Here is an 18,422-nt window from a genome sequence, read left to right as displayed (position 1 = left end):
GATGTGACTGCCTGACAACGCACTCATGACATGCCCGACGCATGAGGCGTTCAATTGGATTCGGAAAGCACGGACGCGGCATCGTGCCCGGCTGCATAGAGCGCGACCTGAACGCGGCTCGTGAAATTGAGTTTGCGCAGAATGTTGCGCACGTGGATCTTGACGGTGCTCTCCGCGAGCGACAGCGTGCGCGCGATTTCCTTGTTGCTTCCGCCGCGCGACAGTTCGCGGATGATGTCGCGTTCGCGCGAGGTAAGCGGATCGGCCGCCGCCGATGCGCTGACAACCGGCGCGGCGTCGCCTTGCATTGCCGGCGCGGGACGGCGCATGCTCGCGACGAGCTTGACGGTCATGTCGTCGGCGATGACGGGCTGGCCCGCCGCCGCCTTGCGGATGGCCGCCGCGAGCGTGTCCGCTTCGATGTTCTTCAGCAGATAGCCGCACGCGCCGTCGCGCAGCGCGACGGTCAGCTCATCGACATCTTCGGAGACCGTCAGCATGACCACCGCCGTCTGCGGCAAATCCTGCACGAGCAGCCGCAAGGTTTCGAGGCCCGACAGTCCCGGCATGTTGATATCGAGCAGGATCACATCGGGGCAGAACTGCTTCGCCCGCTTGATGCCCTCGAGCCCGTCCGCCGCTTCACCGACGATCTCGAAATCGGGCGTGCGCTGCAACAGCGCGCGCACGCCCGAGCGGAACAGCGTGTGATCGTCGATGAGCAGGATGCGGATGGCCATGATAAGAAGCGTCAGACGGCCTGACGCGCGTGAGTGGGCAGCACGAGCTCGACGCGCGCGCCACGCCCCGGCGATCCGGTCAGTTGAAGCCTGGCTGACAGCCGTTCCGCGCGCTCTCGCATGATGTGAAAACCCACGTGCCTTTCGTCCAGGAAACCCATATCGTCAGGATCGTAGCCTTGGCCGTCGTCTTCGACCAAGAGCCGGAATTCGCTATCGTTGACGATCGTCACATGAACCTGACTTGCTTCCGCATGCTTGCGCACGTTCGACAACGCTTCCTGCAGGATGAAGATGATCTGTAACTGATGGTCGGCCGCGAGCGGCCGCCCGCCTGCTTCCCGATACTCCAGCGCCACCGGCATGCCCGCCTGCGAGCGAAAGCGCTCGATCGTGCTTTCCACCGCGTAGCGAAATTTTCCGCTGCCGAGCTTCGAGCGGAAGTTGTTGAGCAGTTCGCGCACGTCGTCGTAACTTTCCGCCACGCCGCCCTGCAGCAGCGGCACGATCTCGCGTATTTCGTCCATGCGTGCGTCGCGGGCGGCGGCATCGAGCAGATGCACCTGCATCTTCAGGAAGTTGAGGCTTTGCGCGATGCTGTCATGCAAGCCCTGAGCGACGAGGTTCCGTTCTTCCGATACCGCGAATTGCCGTTCGAGCGCCGCCAGCCGGCGGTTCTTGAGCGCAGTGCCGAAGTGCTTGCCGAGCGTTTCCAGCAGCTTCATCTCAGATGCGGGGATCGGGCGCTCCGTGTCGAAGTGCAGCGAGAACGAGCCGAGCTTCTCGCCCTGCGACACGATGCCAAACGCGGCCACGCCCGCCGATGCGTCGCTCTGACACGGCCGCTGACTCGTGCGCCCTGCGTCGTGCACGACGCCCGCGCCTTGGGTCGCGGCATCGCCGCACAGGCAATCGTCGACGGGCATGCAGCGTTCGGCGTCGAGCAGTTCGGGCGGCACGCCGTGCGATGCAACGAGATGCAGGCGATCGTCTTCGTCGGAAATGAGGCGGACCGTCGCGCCCGATGCGTCGAACTGATGCGTGAGACGCGCGATGAAACCCTCGCATAGCGCGGGCACGTCGTTGGACAAATTGAGAAACACGGTCATCTCATATAGCGCGGTCAGCTCGCGATTCTGCGCCGCGAGCTCCGCCGTCTTCGCTTCGACGCGCCCGGCCAGATCGCCGTAAAGCGCCTGCAATTCGGCGGCCATCCGGTTGAAGCCCTCGGCCAGGTTGCCGAACTCATCGTGCGATTCGACCGGCAGCCGAACATCGAATTCGCGCCGCTGAATGCGCGCGAGCCCGTCCTGCAGGCGCTGCACGGGCGCGACGAACCACAAATAAAGCAAATATACGATCGCCACCGTGCCGAGACACGACAGCGCCGCGAGCGCCATCTGCGACATGCGCAGCCACGCGGTCTTGCGCGCGTTCTCCTGTTCGATGAGCTTCACGAGCGTGTCCGCGCCCGCGACGAACGAAGGCAACGCCGCCAGATAGCGCGATGCGTTCGCCGTAACGCGCGCCTCCGGTTCCAGGCGCTTGTGCCACGCATCGGCGACGTTGCCGAATTGCTGGCGAATGCCCGCATCGTCGGGAAGGAAAAGCGGACGCGCCGCGTCGCCGCGCCGCAGACGATCGAGCGTCGCGTTCATCAGCGCGATATGCTCGTCCGCCGCCGATGCGTCGCCATCGCGCTGCGCCGCAAGCAGCGCAATGCCGACGGCGTTCGCGCGCATGCGCAAGCTGCCCGCATCGTTGATCGCGGCGCCCGCGCCCTGAAGCTGCCACGAGAGCCAGAGCGTGCCGCCGATCATCGTCAGCACGAGCACGAGCGCCACCGCCGACAACATGACAATGCGGGTGGCGAGCCGCTCGCGCATCGGCGGATGAACCGCGACAGTCTCCATGCTCAGCGGCTGCGCACGAGCTGCCACGCGCGCGCGACGTACGTCAGCGACGCGAAGCCGCTCCATACGTGCACGAGGCGCGTGAACGGAAAGATCACGAACAGGCTCATGCCCATGAAGAGATGCACGCGGAACAGCAGCGGCGCGTTCGCGACATAGCTCGCGGCATCGCCTCGGAACGTGACGATGTGCTGCGCCCACGTCATCAGCCTGACCATCATCGCGCCGTCCATGTGGCCCGCGGATTCGCCGATGGTCGACAAGCCGAGCAGCAGCGTGATGAAGATCCACAGCAGCAATACGCGGTCGCCGGTCTTCGTGATAGCGGAAAGCCGCGCGCTCGTCAGACGGCGATGCAGCAAGATGACGAGGCCCGCGAGACACATCGTGCCCATCACGCCGCCGGCGATCATCGCGACCGCCTGCTTCACGCTATGCGCGACGCCGAGCCAGTCCCATACCGCGACGGGCGTGAGCAGGCCGAACAGATGCCCGAAGAACAGCCCCAGAATGCCGATATGAAAGAGGATGTTCCCGAGCCGCAGATTGCCGCGATCGATGAGTTGCGTGCTATCGGCTTTCCAGCTGTATTGCTCGCGCTCGAAGCGCATCAGGCTGCCGAACAGAAAGATGCACGCCGCGATATACGGGTAGATGCCGAACAGAAAGGTGTTCATCGGGCCTCCTTTACGGTCGGATGAAAACGGATGGTCTGCGTTGAAGAACCGCGCGACGGCACGAGCAACGGCTCGACGCCATCGTGGCCGGGGCCGAACAATTCGAGCGCCTCGTCCATGTCGCGCACGGGCGGTTGCGTGAGCGGGCGAGGCTCGACGGAAGCGAGACTGCGCAGCACGTCGAACACGCCCGCATAAGGACTCTCGTTCTTCGCGAGGCGCTCGCCGATGGCGTTCAGCACGTGAATCGCTTCATCGAGCAACGACTGCGCCTTCGCGGGGTCGATCAGACCGAGCACTTCGAGAAAGAGCGGCACGTAGTCCGGTAATTCGTTGCTCGTCACTTCGAGCCCGAGCGCACGATACTCATCCAGAAGATCGACCATCGCGGGGCCGCGGTCGCGGCTTTCGCCGTGCACGTGCTCGAACATATGCAGCGATTGCGACGGCGTGCGATCGAAGGTCGCGACGTAGGTTTCCTGCGATTGGATCAGCGAGCGCGACTTCAGCGCATCGACGAGCGGCGACAGGCTCGCCCGCGCACGCGGCGACGCGGCGAGCGCGCCTTCGATTTCCGGCAGCGCATCGATCAGCGCGGCTTCCGGATAGTCCAGCAAAGCGGAAAGTGTGGGATAGAGCGACATCGTCATTCCTTCGTCAGACGGCTTTCTTGCGCGACTTCGGCAGGTCCGCGTAAGCGAACTCGCCGTGCGCCCGCGTGCCGAACAGCGATCCATTCGATACACCCGACGTACAGCCGTTGCCGAACGAGAAACCGCAACTGCCCTTCTCGTCGAAACTGTCCTCGGCCATTTCCTTGTGCGACGACGGCACCACGAAGCGGTCCTCGTAATTGGCAATCGCCATCAACTGATACATTGCTTCGACTTGCGACGCGGTGAGGCCGGCATCGCGCAGAATTGCATCGTCGGCCACGCCATGCACCGTTTCCGCGCGCTTGTAGGCGCGCATCGTCAGCATGCGGCTGAGCGCATCAACAATCGGCGCTTCGTCGCCCGCCGTCAAGAGATTGGCGAGATAGCGCATCGGAATGCGCAGGCTCTGCACATCCGGGATCATGCCGTTCATGCCCATATGGCCGGCGTCGGCGGCGGATTGAATCGGCGAGAGCGGCGGCACGTACCAGACCATCGGCAGCGTACGATATTCCGGATGCAGCGGGAACGCGATCTTCCACTCGACCGCCATGCGATACACCGGCGAGCGCACCGCGGCATCGAGCCAGCTCTGCGATATGCCCTGTCGCAGCGCTTCGGCTTGCACCTGCGGATCGTTCGGATCGAGAAACACGTCCAGTTGCGACTGATACAGGTCCGTCGTCTGCTCGACCGATGCCGCCTGCTCGATGCGATCCGCGTCATACAGCATCACGCCGAGATAGCGAATGCGCCCGACGCACGTTTCGGAACAGACGGTAGGCTGTCCCGCTTCGATGCGCGGGAAGCAGAACACGCACTTCTCCGCCTTGCCCGACTTCCAGTTGAAGTACATCTTCTTGTACGGGCAGCCGGAGATGCACATGCGCCAGCCACGGCACTTGTCCTGATCGACGAGCACGATGCCGTCGTCCTCGCGCTTGTAGACCGAGCCGGACGGGCACGACGCCACGCACGCCGGATTCAGGCAATGCTCGCACAGGCGCGGCAGATACATCATAAAGGTGTTCTCGAAGCTCGAGTACATCTCCTTCTGCACGTTGTCGAAGAGCTTGTCGCGGCTGCGCGAATCGAACTCGCCACCGAGGTCGTCTTCCCAGTTCGGCCCCCAATGGATCTTGTCCATCTTCTTGCCGGTGATGGCCGATACCGGGCGCGCCGTCGGCGGCGTCTGCGACAGCGGCGCTTTCTGCAAGTGCTCGTAGTCGTAGGTGAACGGCTCGTAATAGTCGTCGATGGCGGGCAGGTTCGGATTCGCGAACATGTTGGCCAGCACCTTCAGCTTGCCGCCCTGACGCGGCTTGATGCGCCCGTCGCTCTTGCGCACCCAGCCGCCGTTCCACTTCTCCTGGTTCTCCCATTCCTTCGGGTAGCCGATGCCCGGCTTCGTCTCGACGTTGTTGAACCACGCGTATTCGACGCCATCGCGCGACGTCCACACGTTCTTGCACGTCACCGAGCACGTATGACAGCCGATGCACTTGTCCAGATTCAGGACCATCGCCACCTGGGCGCGGATCTTCATGATGCTGCTCCTTCCTTGAGCGGGCCTTCGAGCCAGTCCACTTTCTTCATCTTGCGCACGATCACGTATTCATCGCGGTTGCTGCCCACGGTGCCGTAATAGTTGAAGCCATACGCCTGCTGCGCGTATCCGCCGATCATGTGCGTGGGCTTCAGCACCGTGCGCGTCACCGAGTTATGGATGCCGCCGCGCATGCCGCTCGTCTCCGCGCCCGGCACGTTGATGATCTTTTCCTGCGCGTGATACATGAGGCACATGCCGCGCGGCACGCGCTGGCTCACCACGACGCGCGCCGTCAGCGTGCCATTCGTGTTGAACACTTCGACCCAGTCGTTATCGGCAAGTCCGGCTTCTTTCGCTTCCGCCTCCGATACCCACACGTGCGGCCCGCCGCGCGACAGCGTGAGCATGCGCAGGTTGTCCGTATAAGTCGAATGGATGCCCCATTTCTGGTGCGGCGTGATCCAGTTGAGCACCAGCTCGTGCTCGCCGTTGGACTTCGCACCGAGCATCGGCGCGATGGTCTTCGTATCGATCGCGGGCTTGTAGACGCACGAGCCTTCGCCGAAATCCAGCATCCAGCGGTGATCCTGATAGAACTGCTGCCGGCCCGTCAGCGTGCGCCAGGGAATCAGCTCGTGAACGTTGGTATAGCCCGCGTTGTAGCTGACTTCCTCGGATTCGAGGCCCGACCACGTCGGCGCGGAGATGATCTTGCGCGGTTGCGCCTGCACGTCGCGGAAACGGATCTTGTCGTGCTCGCGGCCCGCCGCCAGATGCGTATGATCGCGGCCCGTGATCTTCGAGAGCGCTTCCCACGCCTTCACCGCGACGTGGCCGTTGGTTTCGGGCGCGAAGGTCAGGATCATCTCGGCGGCATCGACGGCCGTCTCGAGACGCGGGCGGCCCTGCTTTTCACCGGACAGCCCCGCGAGTTCGCGCACTTCATGCGCGGTGTTCCAGTTGATGCCCTTGCCGCCGTTGCCGAGCTTCTCCAGCAACGGTCCCACGGATGTGAACTTGTCGTAAATCGCGGTGTAGTCGCGCTCGACGAGCGTCATCGAAGGCGCCGTCTTGCCGGGGATCAGATCGCATTCGCCCGCGCGCCAGTCCTTCGGCTCGAACGCCTGGCCCAATTCACCCGGCGTGTCGTGCATCAGCGGCGTGGTTACGATGTCGGTGCGCGTGCCGAGATGCTTGCCGCCGATCTCCGCGAACTTCTTCGCGATGCCCTTGTAGATTTCCCAGTCGGTCTTGCTTTCCCACAACGGCTGCACCGCTTCGGACAGCGGATGAATGAACGGATGCATGTCCGACGTGTTGAGGTCGTCCTTCTCGTAGAACGTCGCGCTCGGCAGCACGATATCGCCGTAGAGACACGTCGTGCTCATGCGGAAATCGAGCACGGTCAGCAGATCGAGCTTGCCTTCGGCGGCTGCGCGCAGCTTCACTTCGCTCGGCTTGATCGCGGTCGATTCATCGTCGAAAAGCGCGTTCTGCGTGCCCAGCAGATACTTCAGGAAGTATTCGTGACCCTTGCCCGAACTGCCGAGAATGTTCGAGCGCCACACGAACATGTTGCGCGGAAAATTTACGGGATTGTCGGGATCGTCGCATGCGAAGTTCAGCGCGCCGGACTTCAGTTGCTCGACCGTGTATTCGACCGGATCGCGGCCTGCGCGCTTCGCGGCATCGACGACATCGAGCGGATTCGCGCCCAACTGCGGCGCGGAGGGCAGCCAGCCCATGCGCTCGGACTTCGCGTTGAGGTCGATCATCGAGAGATTCGTGTAGCGCGACTGGTCCGCGCCCGGACCGAGAATCTCGCCGACGCTCACCTTCTCGTGCCGCCACTGGCTCGTGTGGTTATAGAAGAACGACGTGCCGTTCATCTGACGCGGCGGGCGCGACCAGTCGAGCGCGAATGCGAGCGGCGCCCAGCCGAACTGCGGACGCAGCTTTTCCTGGCCGACGTAATGCGCCCAGCCGCCGCCGCTCTTTCCGACGCAGCCGCACATCATCAACAGGTTGATGATGCCGCGATAGATCATGTCGTTGTGATACCAGTGATTCAGCGCTGCGCCGACGATCACCATGCTCTTGCCCTGCGTGCGGTCCGCATTGTCGGCGAACTCGCGCGCCACCTGAATGACGAGATGGCGCGGCACCGTCGTGTGCTTTTCCTGCCATGCGGGCGTATAGGGCACGTCGTCATCGAACGATGCAGCGACGTTCGGACCGCCGAGCCCTTGATCGACGCCGTAGTTCGCGAGTTGCAGATCGTAGACGGTCGCGATCAACGCGGACGATCCGTCCGCGAGCGTGATGCGCTTCACCGGCACGCGCCGCGCGAGCAAGGCCTCGTGCTCGCCGCAGAAGTACGGGAAGCTCACCTCGGCGACGTCATCGTGCGCGCCGATCAGCGACAGGCGCTGATCGATTTCGCGGCCCGAGCCGGCATCGTTCTGTTCGAGATTCCAGCGGCCCGCCTTCGCCTGCTCGCCCCAGCGGAAACCGATCGTGCCATTGGGCGCGACGATATCGCCGGTCTTTTCATCGATGACGAGCGTCTTCCATTGCGGATTGTTCGCCTCGTCGAGATTGCCTTGCAATTGCGAGGCGCGCAGGAATTGATCGGGCACGAGCGTGCCTTCGTGCTCGCGCAACACGACGAGCATGGGCATGTCCGTGTACTGCTTGATGTAAGCGCGGAAGTAGGCGGACTTGCCGTTCGCGTGAAATTCCTTCAGGACGACATGGCCCATCGCCATCGCGAGCGCGGCATCGGTGCCCTGCTTCGGCGCGAGCCAGATGTCGCCGAACTTCACCATCTCGCCGTAATCCGACGACACCGCCACCGTCTTCGTGCCCTTGTAGCGCACTTCGGTGTAGAAGTGCGCGTCCGGCGTGCGCGTTTGCGGAACGTTCGAACCCCAAACCATCAGATAGGTCGAGTTGTACCAGTCCGCCGATTCGGGCACGTCGGTTTGTTCGCCCCAGATTTGCGGCGATGCCGGCGGCAGGTCGCAATACCAGTCATAGAACGACAGGCACGCGCCGCCGATCAGACTGAGATAGCGCGCGCCGGCCGCGTAGGAGACCATCGACATCGCGGGAATCGGCGAGAAACCGATCACGCGATCCGGCCCGTATTTGGCGATCGTATGCGCGTTCGCCGCCGCGATGAGCTCGGTCGCCGTGTTCCAGTCCACGCGCACGAATCCGCCCAGGCCGCGCACGCTCTTGTAGCGTTTCGCCTTCACCGGGTCTTCGCAGATGGACGCCCATGCTGCGACGGGATCGAGCGTCTTGCGCGCCTCTCGCCACATTTCTACGAGCCTGCCGCGAATGAGCGGATACTTCACGCGCTGCGCGGAGTACACATACCAGCTATACGACGCGCCGCGCGGGCAGCCGCGCGGCTCGTGATTCGGCAAGTCGGGGCGCGTGCGCGGATAGTCCGTCTGCTGCGTCTCCCAGGTGATCAGGCCGTTCTTGACGTAGACCTTCCACGAGCACGATCCCGTGCAATTGACGCCATGTGTCGAGCGCACGATCTTGTCGTGCTGCCAGCGGCTGCGATAGCCGTTTTCCCACTTGCGGTCCTCGTCGACGACCGCACCGTGTCCATCGGCAAACGTGGACTTGACGCGCGACATGAACTTCAGCCGGTCAAGAAAGTGACTCATCCGATTCTCCGGGCTTTGCGGCCACGCGCGGCTTTTCATGAGGCGCGCGGCGATTGAATGTATGGTCCGAGTGTAGAGGCGCGGCGCTCGCGCGCCCATTCACCGAAGGGAGCAGTTGACGTTCGCCAGGAGGCGTAGTCGTCGTGCCGATCGACTACGCCTTTGGTAGTAGTCCGCAATCAGCAGGGCATCGGCGCGTTACGGCGCGCGTAGCACCACCACGTCACGACCGCGCAGACCGCATAGAACGCGATGAAGCAATAGAGCGCCATGTCGGGCGAGCCGGTCGCGCTGATCGACGTGCCGAAGCTGCGCGGAATGAAGAAGCCGCCATAAGCGCCGATCGCACCCGCGAAGCCGAGCACCGCCGCCGATTCCTTGCCGGCCTCATGAAGCGCCTGCTTCTTCGCGGCTTCCGTGCCGCGCGCCGATTCGCGCTGCTTCTGCGTGAGGAAGATCACCGGGATCATCCGAAACGTCGATCCGTTGCCGATGCCCGTCAGCGCGAACAGCACGATGAACATCGCGAGGAAGCCGGCGAAGCTGCCGCCCGCGCCGCCGTGCGGCAACGAGAAGATCACGCCGACGACCGCTGCGATCATCGCGACGAACGTGTACAAGGTCACGCGCGCGCCGCCGATGCGGTCTGAAACCCAGCCGCCCAACGGCCGCGTGAGCGCGCCTGCGAGCGGTCCGAGGAACGCATAGGCGGTCGGATTCACGGACGGAAACTCCGCCTTCGTCAGCAGCGCGAGCCCGGCCGAAAAGCCGATGAACGACCCGAACGTGCCGATATACAGCAGGCACATCAGCCAGTTGTGCTTGCGCTTGAAGATGACCGCTTGCTCGGCGAAGGAAGCCTTCGCATCGGCGATATCGTTCATGCCGAACCACGCGGCGAGCGCCGACACGACGATGAACGGCACCCAGATGAAGCCCGCGTTCTGCAGCCAGATGCTGCGCTCGACGCCCTTGGCCGCGTAGGTCTGCCCTTCGCCGCCGAGCACGCCGAAGACGGACGCCGCGATCACGAGCGGCGCGACGAACTGCACAACCGACACGCCCAGATTGCCGATGCCCGCGTTCATGCCGGTGGCGAAGCCCTTCTTGGCCTTCGGAAAGAAGAAGCTGATATTGGCCATCGACGAACTGAAGTTCGCGCCGCCCAGGCCGCACAGCAAGGCGAGTGCGAGCAGCGTAGGATAACCGGTCGACGGGTCGCGCAGCGCGAAGCCCATGCCGAGCGCGGGAATCAGCAGGCTCGCGGTCGAAAAGGCGGTAAAGCGCCGGCCGCCGAAGATCGGCACGAGGAACGAATAGAAAATGCGCAGCGTCGCGCCCGAAAGCGCGGGCAACGCAGTCAGCCAGAACAACTGGTCCTTGGAAAAGTGGAAACCGCCCTTGTCGAGATTGACGGCGACGACGCTCCATAACGACCACACCGCGAACGCCAGCATCAGCGCCGGAATGGAGATCCACAGATTGCGGCGTGCGATGCTTTCGCCGGTCCCTTGCCAGAAGCCCGCGTTGTCGGGCTCCCATTGAGTGAGTAGATAGCGTGACATGAGATGTGCTCGATGATGACGGCGCGGCTTTCTTCAAGCCGCGCCCTGGGTTGCGTCAGGCAACGCGCCCGATGCGAACTGACTGAACGGTGAAGTGCATGCAGATGAGACTGACTGCGGTTGCGCCGAACATCAGCATGAAACAGGTGGTGCGTATGCCGGTGACGTCCATCAGGATGCCGAACAGAATCGGCAGGAGGAAGCCGGCGAGCCCGCCCGCGAGTCCGACAACTCCCGATACCGCGCCGATGTTCGACGAGAAGTCGTCGGAGATGTACTTGAACACCGACGCCTTGCCGACGGCCATCGCCACGCCCACGACGAACATGACGACCGTGTAGGCAGTCGGTCCCATCGCGATATGGAAGGTGCGCGGGCCGCCGCTCGTGTGGATCGTGAAATCGGTGACGGGATAGCTCAGGACGAAGAAGCACGCCAGCGTGACCCACATCACGAGCCATGTCGTGCGATGTGCGCCGAAGCGGTCGGACATCCAGCCGCCGAGCGCGCGCAGCACGCCGCCGGGCAGTGAGAAGCACGCGGCAAGGAACGCCGCCTGTTCGATACGAAAGCCATACTGGTTCACGTAGTACTGCGGCATCCACAGCGACAGGCCGACATAGCCGCCGAACACGACGGAGTAGAACTGCGCATAGCGCAGCACGCGGCGGTCCTTGAGCACGGCCATTTGCGCGGCGAAGCTCTGCGCGTTCGCGCCGCGGTGCGCCGGGTTCGACGCCGACAGCAGCCAGAACAGGATCGCGGTGACGCCCATTGCTATGGAATAGACCTTCGGCACGATGGTCCATGTGCCGGCAGCGAGCATCATCACCGGGGCGACGAACTTGTTCAGCGCGGCGCCGGAGTTGCCCGCGCCGAAGATGCCCATCGCGAGGCCCTGTCGCGACTTCGGGAACCAGCGCGCGACATAGGGCGTCCCCACGGAAAACGACGCGCCCGCGACGCCGACGAAGAGCCCGAGCACGAGGAACTGCCATAGCTCCGTGGCGTAGGTGATGAGCCAGATCGGCACGATGGTGACGGCCATCGTGAAGAAGAACACGACGCGTCCGCCGAAGCGATCGGTCCAGATGCCGAGCGGCACGCGGGCAAGCGAGCCGGTAAGCACGGGCGTCGCGGCGATGAGGCCGAATTCGGTGTCGGTGAGATGGAGTTGCTGCTTCAGCGGAATGCCGAGGATGGCGAACATCATCCAGACGGCGAAGCAGATAGTGAAGGCGAACGTGCTCGCAGAGAGCACGCGCCAGGCGGTGGTATCGGTCGGGGCCGTAGACGTGACAGGTGGGTTGACGACGCTCATCGTCCTATCCTCGTGATGAAAGACTTCACCACGAGGATAGGGATTGGGTCAGGGAGCCGGTATCCGCCGGGCGGAGGGGCGCGGCGGTTAGTCGCTAGTCAGGAAGGAGTAGATGGACGGGCGATGCTGCGCCCGCTTCATCTGCCCGACCTGTCGACGGATTACGACGCCGGGCTCTTGCGCTTGAACAACTTCTTGGCGGCGACGCCCAACGCGGCGACGCCGATCGCGACGAGTTTGAACGACTTCGCCAGGAACGCCCCGATGATGGCGAGCAAGCCGAGCTTCTTGATGGCGATGCCGCCAACCAATGCAGCGAGACCGTATTCCGCGACCTTGTCGGTACCGGCTTTGAAGTCGGCATAACGCTTTCCGCTCTTGAACTCGAGGCCGCCGAGCAGCGCCTGAACCGCCTTCTTGTCGGCGGCGAGCGCCGGTTCGTCCGTAATGAGGTCTAGGCTCACGTAGCCCTCGCGGCCCAGCGCGTAGGTGTTGTAGTTGATGCCGTGCGGGGCATCGGCGGCATCGCCTTTGGAGCGCGAGGACATCGACCAGACGAGCTGGCGCTTCGCTGCGTCATAGTGCGGGCGCTCCGCCCAGCCGATGATCTCCATCTCCGCGATACCGCGCTCGCGGCGATCCTCATTCGCCGCTTCGGTGCTATCCTTGAGCGACTTGAACAGGTCATCGACGTTCCAGTTCTTTGCGTCGTCGTCCTTGATATAGCCGGACGCGACGTACTGGGCATCGACGACCCACTCCTCGTCCGTTGTGGGAAGCACGAGGCCCACGCGATCCGGATCGTCGCCATTGCCCTGCGCCTTCATCAGCCGGCCAGCCTGCGGTTGAGGAATGAAGGCTTGGCCCTTGCCGATTTTCAGTGTGGCTTGGTCGCGAAGCTCGATCGTGGCTGGACCCATGACCGCCGCGCCGCGCGCAGCCGCCCAGGCGGCTTCTGCTTCTCCTGCGTGACTGCCCGTTTCCGCATGCGCCGTTGCAGTACCCCACTGCAAGACAACGCCGAACAACATGCTCAATGCAGCCAATTTTAGTTTTTTTCTTTCCACGCTCATATCACCGTCGAAACATTAGGTTTACGAATCTCTGTAGGCGTGCGGCGCGGAACGCGGGTCGACAAGTTCCTGACGCACGTTGCGGGCAATCCGACGCCGATGGTCACGAGCGTCTTCATTCGAATAGCAAGCCTAATCTTTGTAAGCTCGACTTGGGCGCGAGATGGTAGAGATTTACCCGCCCGCTTCGTATCAGCGGACTCCCAATAGCGGCGGCAGCAGACAGGCGCGCGGCGGCAATATCAGCCTTGCAGCCGCAAGCCCTGCGGCACACTGTATTTACCGTCGCGGTATTCGAGCGTGAATTCCTTCTGCTTCGGCGCGCCGTCCCGGTTCACGCATTCGTCCTTCACCATGCGCGTGACGCTGCGAACCGTCTTCTCCGTCACCTTCAGCGACGCATAGCCTTCCCGGCCCGCGGGACCCGTTGCGATGGTCCGCTTCGTCGAGTCATAGAAGCCCTCGCATCGATCGTCCCATTCGCCGTTCGCCTGCTCTACCGCCAACCCGTCGAGGACCGGCCGCAATGTCTCGTTCTCCAGTACATACAGGCGCAGTGAGATTTCGCCGCTCGGGGCGACGCGCGACAGACCCCGGTAGCTCACACGCACGCCGAACGCGCGGATCGCCGGCGAGATGTCATAGCGCGCGGTATCGAGCGCAATGTCGGTGAACGCCATTCCTTGTTCAACGATTGCATCCCTCTGGTAGAAATGCGCGATGACCGCGCCTGACGCGCTGTCCGCTACGACCAGTTCGGCATCCTGTCCGCTGACGCTCTCGTCGCTCGCATCACGCGCCATTGCCATCACTGCCAGCGTCAATTGCGGATTGGCAGGCCACGCCTTGGCGCTGTATTCGGCGGCGAGTTCGTTATCCGGATGCAGCGTTTTCATCCACCCGGACATCATATCTTCACAACCCGCATGAGCCAGCATTGGGGCCATCAAACTGGCGGCCACAATGAGTATTTTCTTTTTCATGTCGTTCAGTATCGAGCCTTTGACCTCCAGATGACTCATCGAATAAGAGCCAGCCGGGGTTCGCATTTTGAAGGCTCTTATCTATCCGATAAACCGCCGCGACATGATTTGACAGGCATGCGATGCAATATGCCGCCGATGCAAAATTTTGATGCCTGACAAAGAGTGTGTTTGGCACGCACTCCTCAAGCCTTCACGATGCAGTCAGAATGATGAGTTCGCAACGCTTCGCATCTTTCGACGTGACTCGTCCAAGCGAAAATAGCGCGCGACACAGCGTCGCAATGCCCGTTTCTGAGACCAAATTCCATACATTCGCAACATCGCGATAAATCTCGCGTGGCATGATCGCGTCGCGGCGCAACGCCGTGAAACGGCGTTCTCCAGAGGACGCTTCGATCCAAAAAACCAGCGAATGCAATGAATGAAAATACTCACCGTTTAGCAGCGCCATTGTTATCGGGTTTGTTGGGCAGTGTCTGTCTCTCGGGATGCAAACTCGAGGTGCTCGATTCGAAAGGTCCTATCGGCGTAGCGGAAAGCGCGCTGATCGGCACCGCGACGTTCACGATGCTCCTCGTCGTCGTTCCGGTGATTCTGCTCACCCTGATCTTCGCCTGGCGCTATCGCGCATCCAACAAGAACGCGACCTACGCTCCGAAATGGGCGCACTCCACGGCCATCGAGGTCGTTGTGTGGGCGATCCCCGCGGTCATCATCCTTTATCTCGGCATGCTGACGTGGAGGACTTCTCACGAACTCGACCCGTACAAGGAAATCAAGGTCGAGAACGTGAAGCCGATCAACGTCGAAGTCGTCGCGCTCGACTGGAAGTGGCTCTTCATCTATCCGGATCTGGGCGTCGCGTCCGTCAATCAGGTCGCGTTCCCGGTCGGCACGCCGGTCAACTTCCGCATCACGTCAGACTCGGTGATGAACTCGTTCTTCATCCCGCAGCTCGGCGGCCAGATTTACGCGATGGCGGGCATGCAGACGAAGCTGCATCTGCTGGCCGATCACGCCGGCGACTACGCGGGCATCTCGGCGAACTATAGCGGCGCAGGCTTCTCCGACATGAAGTTCCGCGCGCTCGCCATGTCGCAGGCCGAATTCGATGCGTGGGTCCAGAAGGTCAAGACCGCGCCCGAAGGCCTCGACATGAACGTCTATGCCGGCGTCTCGCGCCCGAGCCAGAAGGAAGCGGTGCGCTACTTCTCCACCGTCGATCCGAAGCTCTTCAACAACATCGTCGGCAAGTACAACAACGGGAATGTCGCCGTTGGTGCGAATTGTGTAACCAAGGGGTAAGCCATGTTTGGCAAATTAACGCTTGAGGCGATCCCGTATCACGAGCCGATCATCATGGGGGCGACTGTCCTCATGGCGATCCTCGCGCTCGGTACGGCCGCCGCTCTCACCAAGTTCGGAAAATGGGGCTGGCTCTGGCGCGAGTACCTGACGTCGACCGACCACAAGCGCATTGGCGTGATGTATCTGGTCGTCGCGGGGCTGATGCTCGTGCGCGGTTTCGCCGACGCCGTCATGATGCGCGTGCAGCAAGCGCTCGCGATGGACGCGCCCGGCTATCTGCCGCCGCATCACTTCGACCAGATCTTCACGGCGCACGGCACCATCATGATCTTTTTCATGGCGATGGCCCTGCTCGTGGCGTTCTTCAACCTCGTGGTGCCGCTGCAAATCGGCGCGCGCGACGTTGCGTTCCCGTTCATCAACTCGCTCTCGTTCTGGATGACGGCCATGGCCGCTATCCTGATCAACCTGTCGCTCTTTATCGGCGAGTTCTCGGCGACCGGCTGGCTCGCATATCCGCCGCTCTCCGAGACGCAGTTCAGCCCGGGCGTTGGCGTCGATTACTACATCTGGGCGTTGCAGTTGTCCGGTGTCGGCACGCTTCTGACCGGCGTGAACTTCTTCGTGACCATCGTGAAGATGCGCGCGCCCGGCATGACGTGGATGAAGCTGCCCGTCTTCACATGGACGGCGTTCTGCTCGAACGTGCTGATCATGGCGACGTTCCCGATCCTGACCGTCGCGCTCGCGCTGCTCGGCCTCGACCGCTACATGGGGATGCACTTCTTCACGAATGACGGCGGCGGCAACCCGATGGTCTATCTGAACCTGATCTGGGCCTGGGGTCACCCCGAGGTCTACATCCTGGTTCTGCCGGCATTCGGCATCTACTCGGAAGTCGTGTCGACGTTCTCGAAGAAACCGCTGTTCGGCTACAAGACGATGGTGTGGGCCACGTGCTGCATCATGGTGCTGTCGTTCCTCGTGTGGGCGCACCACTTCTTCACGATGGGTTCGGGCGCGAACGTCAATGCCTTCTTCGGCATCATGACGATGATCATCTCGATCCCGACGGGCGTGAAGATCTTCAACTGGCTGTTCACGATGTTCCGTGGCCGTGTGCAGATGACCACGCCGGTTCTCTGGACCATCGGCTTCATCATCACCTTTACGCTGGGCGGCATGACGGGCGTGATGCTCGCCATTCCGGGCGCGGACTTCGTGCTGCACAACAGCCTGTTCCTGATCGCGCACTTCCACAACGCGATCATCGGCGGCGTGGTGTTCGGTTACTTCGCGGGCGTGCAGTACTGGTGGCCGAAGGTGTTCGGCTTCAAGCTCGACGAAAAGCTCGGCCGCAACGCGTTCATTTGCTGGTTCGTGGGCTTCTTCGTCGCGTTCGTGCCGATCTACATCCTCGGCTTCATGGGCATGACGCGCCGCCTGCAGCACTATGACAACGCCGCATGGCAGCCGTACCTGGTCGTCGCTGCATGCGGCGTGGGCATCATCGCGCTGGGCGTCGTGTTCCAGGTCGCGCAGATCGTGGTCAGCGTGATTCGCCGCAATCAACCGGCTTATCGCGATGTCACCGGCGATCCGTGGGATGGCCGCACCCTCGAATGGTCGATCAGCTCGCCGCCGCCGGTCTACAACTTCGCACACGTCCCCGACGTGCGTGAACTCGACGACTTCGCTCACGCGAAGGAAACGGGCCGCGTCGAAACGCGTCCGCTGCGCGACATCCATATGCCGTCCAACACGAGCGCGGGCTTCCTGATCGGCGTCTTCGCGCTGGTCTTCGGCTTCGCGGCGATCTGGCACATCTGGTGGCTGGCTATCGTCGGTCTGATCGGTGTTGCAGCGGTCGCCATCGGCTACAGCTTTGCGGAGAACGCGGGCTACATCATCCCCGCCGCCACCGTCAAGGCGACCGAAGAGCGGAACCGCCCGCCCAAGGCGCCGGCCAAGACGGGTGCCGGCCGCGAAATGGAACTGGAGGTTCTGTAAATGTCGCAATCGACACTTTCCGCGCATCGCGCGCACGAGCACGAACACCAGCCGTCTCATTCGGTGTTCGGCTTCTGGTCGTATCTGATGACCGACTGCCTGCTGTTCGCTTCGCTCTTCGCGACTTTCGCGATGTTTGCGAATCAATACGCAGGCGGCCCGACGGCGAAGGACCTGTTCAACCTGAAGGATGTCGCGATCGAAACCGGCCTGCTGCTCGCGAGCAGCCTGACGTTCGGCTTCGCGATGATCTCCGCGGTTCGTCAAAAGAAAAGCGGCGTTCTGCTGTGGTTGTTCGTGACGGCGCTGCTGGGCGCGGGCTTCCTGTGCCTGGAACTGCAAGAGTTCTCGCATCTGGTCGCTGAAGGCGCGGGTCCGCAACGCAGCGCGTTCTGGTCGGCATTCTTCACGCTGGTCGGCACGCACGGACTGCACGTCACGCTCGGTCTCGTGTGGCTGGTCGTGCTGGCGGTGCAGATCGTGAAGAAGCCGGCAATGGGCGAGCGCGAACTGCGCCGGCTTGCTTGCCTGAGCCTCTTCTGGCACTTCCTCGACATCGTCTGGATTTGCGTGTTCTCCTTCGTCTACCTTGGGAGCATCGTCTAATGGCACATTCGCATACAACGCATAGCGATATGCCGCACGTCACCGTCCGCGGTTATCTGATCGGCTTCCTGCTGGCTGTCGTGCTCACGGTGGCGTCGTTCTGGCTCGTGACGGCGGGCAAGCTGTCGGGCGAGCAAGGCCTCGTGTGGCTGGCGGTGCTGGCGGCGGTACAGGTCGTCGTGCACGTGGTGTTCTTCCTGCACGTGAACACGTCGAAGGGTCAGCGCTGGAACGCCATGTCGTTCGTTTATACGATCACGATGTCGCTCGTGATCATCGTCGGTACCGTGTGGGTCATGCATAACGTCCACATGTTGATGATGGCGCGATAG

15 protein-coding genes are annotated in these 18,422 nt (G+C 62.6%); 4 read left to right on the top strand and 11 right to left on the bottom strand.

The genetic code is table 11. From position 1 onward, the window contains the following. Nucleotides 1–50 precede the first annotated feature (50 nt). The 11 genes from LDZ21_RS20945 to LDZ21_RS20895 all read right to left on the bottom strand — a co-directional run bounded on the left by LDZ21_RS20945 (nt 51) and on the right by LDZ21_RS20895 (nt 14,617). Nucleotides 51–740 carry a response regulator gene (locus LDZ21_RS20945; RefSeq protein WP_244796600.1) on the bottom strand — a complete coding sequence of 230 codons (690 nt, stop codon included), beginning with the start codon at nt 738–740 and terminating at the stop codon, nt 51–53. An 11-nt stretch (nt 741–751) separates the two neighbouring features. After that, nucleotides 752–2,653, bottom strand: coding sequence for a type IV pili methyl-accepting chemotaxis transducer N-terminal domain-containing protein (locus LDZ21_RS20940; RefSeq protein WP_244796599.1), 1,902 nt, complete (start codon nt 2,651–2,653; stop codon nt 752–754). Nucleotides 2,654–2,655: 2 nt separating this feature from the next. Further along, nucleotides 2,656–3,330, bottom strand: a complete 675-nt coding sequence (gene narI, locus LDZ21_RS20935) for a respiratory nitrate reductase subunit gamma (protein ID WP_244796598.1) — start codon at nt 3,328–3,330, stop codon at nt 2,656–2,658. Continuing rightward, on the bottom strand, nt 3,327–3,974 hold the full coding sequence (narJ, locus tag LDZ21_RS20930; RefSeq protein ID WP_244796597.1) for a nitrate reductase molybdenum cofactor assembly chaperone: 648 nt from the start codon (nt 3,972–3,974) through the stop codon (nt 3,327–3,329). The genes narI and narJ overlap by 4 nt, the downstream gene beginning before the upstream one ends. Before the next feature lie 13 nt (nt 3,975–3,987). Then, nucleotides 3,988–5,532 (bottom strand): nitrate reductase subunit beta, encoded by a 1,545-nt coding sequence (gene narH / locus LDZ21_RS20925; protein ID WP_244796596.1) that lies wholly within the window; start codon nt 5,530–5,532, stop codon nt 3,988–3,990. After that, a complete protein-coding gene (locus LDZ21_RS20920; RefSeq protein WP_244796595.1) occupies nt 5,529–9,221 on the bottom strand; it encodes a nitrate reductase subunit alpha in 3,693 nt (1,230 codons plus the stop codon). Before LDZ21_RS20920 ends, narH begins: the two co-directional genes overlap by 4 nt. A gap of 179 nt (nt 9,222–9,400) precedes the next feature. Then, nucleotides 9,401–10,786 carry a NarK family nitrate/nitrite MFS transporter gene (locus LDZ21_RS20915; protein WP_244796594.1) on the bottom strand — a complete coding sequence of 462 codons (1,386 nt, stop codon included), beginning with the start codon at nt 10,784–10,786 and terminating at the stop codon, nt 9,401–9,403. Nucleotides 10,787–10,841: 55 nt separating this feature from the next. Next, a complete protein-coding gene (locus tag LDZ21_RS20910) occupies nt 10,842–12,107 on the bottom strand; it encodes an MFS transporter (protein ID WP_244796593.1) in 1,266 nt (421 codons plus the stop codon). Nucleotides 12,108–12,268: 161 nt separating this feature from the next. Continuing rightward, nucleotides 12,269–13,180 carry a DUF2167 domain-containing protein gene (locus LDZ21_RS20905; protein ID WP_404980715.1) on the bottom strand — a complete coding sequence of 304 codons (912 nt, stop codon included), beginning with the start codon at nt 13,178–13,180 and terminating at the stop codon, nt 12,269–12,271. 242 nt (nt 13,181–13,422) lie between these two features. Then, complete coding sequence (locus tag LDZ21_RS20900) at nt 13,423–14,076, bottom strand: PA3715 family protein (RefSeq protein ID WP_244796591.1); 654 nt, start codon at nt 14,074–14,076, stop codon at nt 13,423–13,425. A gap of 280 nt (nt 14,077–14,356) precedes the next feature. Continuing rightward, nucleotides 14,357–14,617: a hypothetical protein gene (locus LDZ21_RS20895; protein WP_244796758.1), complete on the bottom strand. Its 261-nt coding sequence runs from the start codon at nt 14,615–14,617 to the stop codon at nt 14,357–14,359. On the opposite strand from LDZ21_RS20895, the gene cyoA reads away from it, so the two are divergent. The 4 genes from cyoA to cyoD are packed head-to-tail and all read left to right on the top strand — an operon-like array spanning nt 14,584 to nt 18,422. Then, a complete protein-coding gene (cyoA, locus tag LDZ21_RS20890) occupies nt 14,584–15,471 on the top strand; it encodes a ubiquinol oxidase subunit II (RefSeq protein ID WP_244796590.1) in 888 nt (295 codons plus the stop codon). The genes LDZ21_RS20895 and cyoA overlap by 34 nt on opposite strands. A 3-nt stretch (nt 15,472–15,474) precedes the next feature. Next, nucleotides 15,475–17,484: a cytochrome o ubiquinol oxidase subunit I gene (gene cyoB, locus LDZ21_RS20885; protein ID WP_244796589.1), complete on the top strand. Its 2,010-nt coding sequence runs from the start codon at nt 15,475–15,477 to the stop codon at nt 17,482–17,484. Then, a complete protein-coding gene (gene cyoC / locus LDZ21_RS20880; RefSeq protein ID WP_244796588.1) occupies nt 17,485–18,090 on the top strand; it encodes a cytochrome o ubiquinol oxidase subunit III in 606 nt (201 codons plus the stop codon). After that, on the top strand, nt 18,090–18,422 hold the full coding sequence (gene cyoD / locus LDZ21_RS20875) for a cytochrome o ubiquinol oxidase subunit IV (RefSeq protein WP_244796587.1): 333 nt from the start codon (nt 18,090–18,092) through the stop codon (nt 18,420–18,422). Before cyoC ends, cyoD begins: the two co-directional genes overlap by 1 nt.

The sequence above is a fragment of the Caballeronia grimmiae genome, from assembly GCF_022879615.1.
Classification (GTDB): domain Bacteria; phylum Pseudomonadota; class Gammaproteobacteria; order Burkholderiales; family Burkholderiaceae; genus Caballeronia; species Caballeronia grimmiae.
The sequence above is the reverse complement of the archived record's forward strand: the minus strand, read 5'-3'. Positions and strand labels throughout refer to the sequence as shown.